Below are 3,391 nucleotides of genomic sequence, written 5' to 3' on the forward strand. Positions count from 1 at the left end.
TCCGCCCACTGATGGTCCTGAGGTGTTTGGCTAACCATTCGACCGACTAATTCTACGTTTCGCGTCCGCTTCCGAGCAATCACATTTTCACTGCTGTTAAATGTGCCATTGAGTAGATACAGTTCTACTAATTTATTAGCAGGGAGGAAGGTGTCCAGCTTAAGAAATAGATCATGCGAACTTAAAACGATACATCCTAGAAGAAGCACCGCCGTTCATTTCAGCATATTTTGAAAGGTTAAGAAGTAGGGTGGGTATTTAGTTACGCTCAGGTTCAGTAGTATCCTGCTCAGAAAAGTCAGTGTAGCAGCGGTTAATAGCCAGCACTAGGTCGTACTGGCTAGAGCGTTCGATGAAATCATCCTCGAAGCGGCAAAAAATCATAAAATCATCTAATGATCCATCGGTTAATCCGGTAATTTCCCCCACCATTTCGCGATTATACTTACGGGAAAGCCGCTGCCGCCGATCATAATCCTGCTTAGCTTCTCTGGCCATACGTTCGTACTTAGCTCGGCGGCTAAATTGACTGGCAATAAACGAAACTGGGTTAAGTGGACTAGCTTTAGGTTCGCGACGGGGACCATCGTAAGAACCAGGTACAACTACTTTGGGAGATTCTTCGGGTAAGTCATCCATCTCCAAGATTGCCCTCTTAAACGATTCTACATCTTTAAAAGCAAACACCGTGACGTTTTCTAATTCATAGGTTTGCTCACTCATCCGAATTTGCAGATCATAATTATTAGCCTGAGCCGTATCACCAAAGTAAATAAACGCCGGTTCAAAGCCCACCGACGAAATTCGAATGGTATCGTTCTGCTGAAAGGTCAGATAGAAGAACCCCTCTTCATTACTAATCACTCCGGTTTCAGTGGTAAGGTTCGTCACCGTAGCAAACGAGAGTGGCTGATCCTCATCGTTAATAATGTTACCCGAAAGCTTAATGCTTCCTTCTGGCGAATTTTGCGCAGTAGCCCAAAAAGCAAACGAGCAGAAACCAATAATTAGAAGGAAATGTCGCATAATTGAACCTCTAAATTACTAAAAAGCTACCTGATACACCAGTTGTTAACATTTTTTAACGATAAAATCATTCCCAGTTCAAAATGGAAACATAAGTATCAGGGCTAAAGAATAGTACGATTGAGTAAATTGTTACTTGTCCACAGAAAATAGTCCACAGACAACGGTCTACAGTCTACGGTTATTAGTCACTCGGAAAATCAGAGAATGAGTGAATCCATTAGGGTTTTAAGAAACTATTGATCTTCAGACGTTCAACCCTTTCTTCTTTAAGCCTACACCATCTACCTCTTTACCTTTTACCTTTCTCCAGTTTTCATTATCCATTTTCAACTGCTAATTGTCAACTGTTCTCCTTCCATTTGATATTACATCCAACGCTAGGCGTCTGGTCTTTATTGACTTCTACTCCGGCAATTAATGCATCTAGTGCCGCCCGAACGTCTCGGCCTGTCACTGGAATATCATTTTTGGGTCGCGAATCATCTAACTGCCCATGATAGACCAACTTTAAGCTATCATCAAACACGTAGATATCGGGTGTACAGGCTGCCTTGTATACTTGGGCTACTTCCTGCGATTTATCGTACAAGTACGGAAAATCAAACTTCCACTTTTTGGCGATCTCCTTCATTTTATCCGGGCCATCTGCCGGATACTGCGTTGCATCGTTAGAACTAATGGCAACAAAGGATATTCCCCTCGATTGATAGTCATTAGCTAGCCGAGCAATCTCCGATTTGATGTGTTTCACGTAAGGACAGTGATTGCAGATAAACATAATAACAGTGGCTAGTTCGCCCTGTATATCCAATAAGCTCAACATTTCGTCGGAACGAGTATCGGGTAATGAGAAATTGGGAGCGGAGATACCTAACGGCATTAGGTTGGATTCGGTACGGGCCATAAAAATTAGTTTAGCGATTACAATAAAGTTTTAATATTTTACTCTCCTTAACTAATAACCCCGAAAAAAGATACGACAACCTTATGACAAAACGCAACTTAAAATTTTTGAATTTAGCAGTTGTTTTACTGCTTTTCACATTAAACATTTATGCTCAATCATCGGCTAATCAGCCCAACATCGTTTTTATCTACGCCGATGATATGGGCTACGGCGATGTGGGCTGCTACGGAGCCGAAGACATCAAAACCCCCAATATTGACCAGATTGCTCAAAACGGAATTAAGTTCACTGAATTCTACTCCGTCTCGCCAGTTTGTAGCCCTTCTCGCTACGGACTGATGACTGGCCGATACCCCGCTCGCGACGGTATTCATGGCGTATTTTTCCCCGAAAGCTGGACGGGTATGGATACCGCAGAAGTTACTATGGCCGATATGTTGAAAGAAGTGGGCTACGCCACGGGGGTAGTAGGAAAATGGCACCTAGGTCATAGACAAGAATACCTACCACTGCAACGAGGCTTCGATTACTATTATGGTATTCCCTACAGTAATGATATGGAAGCAGTGGTTTACCTGGAGGGAAATGATTTGGCCGAAGAAGATGTCGACCAGCACTATACCACCCGCACCTACGCTGAAAAGGCAGTGCAGTTTATTGACGACCATCAGAATGAACCTTTCTTTCTGTATATGCCGCACTCCATGCCGCACGTTCCGCTGTACGTATCCGAAAAATTTGATGGCTCTTCTAACCGAGGTTTATACGGCGACGTGATTCAAGAGCTGGACTGGAGCGTAGGCGAGGTCTTGAAGAAATTACAGGAAGTTGGGGTAGACGAAAATACTATCGTGGTAGTCTCCAGCGATAATGGCCCCTGGCTCACCATGATCGATCACGGTGGTTCGGCGGGCCCGCTTCGGTGTGGCAAGCAAACTACCTTTGAAGGGGGGATGCGTGTACCCTGCGTGATGCAGTGGAAATCCCGGGTAGAAGCTGGCCAAACAATTGACGGCATGCACAATATGATGGACTGGTTCCCGACGTTTGCCACCATTACCGGAGCATCGGTACCGCAAGATCGGCCGATTGATGGCGAAGACATTGCTCCGGTGCTACTGGAAGGAAAAGAACGACAGGGCAACCAATTTATGTACTACTCGCACCGCACCGGCGATGTAGCTGCCTACCGCAAAGGGGATTGGAATCTGAAACTTCCTATGAATGATCCGTACCGAGGACGCTACACCTACGAAGGAGAATTGCCCCACGGAATGCTACTGTTTAACTTAGCCGAAGACCTTAGTGAGCAAAACAATCTGGCCGATCAACATCCCGACAAAGTAGCGCAGATGCAGCAAGATATTGAAAAGTTTAAGGAGGAATTAGGTGACACTCGAGAAACGCACCGATTTAAGCCAGCCGCTGACCGTAGTCATGAGAAATATTTGAAAG

At 44.8% G+C, this 3,391-nt stretch carries 3 protein-coding genes and 1 pseudogene; 1 reads left to right on the plus strand and 3 read right to left on the minus strand.

Annotated features, from left to right (window positions below; all coding sequences use genetic code 11):
• The 3 genes and pseudogenes from WBA23_RS08355 to WBA23_RS08365 form a co-directional block, all read right to left on the minus strand.
• Nucleotides 1-209 (minus strand): annotated as a pseudogene (locus WBA23_RS08355) (DUF4198 domain-containing protein); the annotation flags it as partial.
• 49 nt (nt 210-258) lie between these two features.
• Complete coding sequence (locus tag WBA23_RS08360) at nt 259-1,026, minus strand: carboxypeptidase-like regulatory domain-containing protein (RefSeq protein ID WP_424581819.1); 768 nt, start codon at nt 1,024-1,026, stop codon at nt 259-261.
• 343 nt (nt 1,027-1,369) lie between these two features.
• Nucleotides 1,370-1,933: a thioredoxin family protein gene (locus tag WBA23_RS08365; protein ID WP_424581820.1), complete on the minus strand. Its 564-nt coding sequence runs from the start codon at nt 1,931-1,933 to the stop codon at nt 1,370-1,372.
• 107 nt (nt 1,934-2,040) lie between these two features.
• On the opposite strand from WBA23_RS08365, the gene WBA23_RS08370 reads away from it, so the two are divergent.
• Nucleotides 2,041-3,391 (plus strand): sulfatase family protein (locus WBA23_RS08370; RefSeq protein WP_424581821.1); only part of this gene is annotated, 1,351 nt, incomplete at its 3' end.

The organism is Tunicatimonas sp., assembly GCF_049647865.1.
GTDB lineage: Bacteria > Bacteroidota > Bacteroidia > Cytophagales > Cyclobacteriaceae > Tunicatimonas.

Excerpts from the sequence above, each read along its gene's own strand:
- WBA23_RS08365 (WP_424581820.1), bottom strand. The coding sequence starts at position 1,933 with ATGGCCCGTACCGAATCCAACCTAATGCCGTTAGGTATCTCCGCTCCC.
- WBA23_RS08360 (WP_424581819.1), bottom strand. The coding sequence starts at position 1,026 with ATGCGACATTTCCTTCTAATTATTGGTTTCTGCTCGTTTGCTTTTTGG.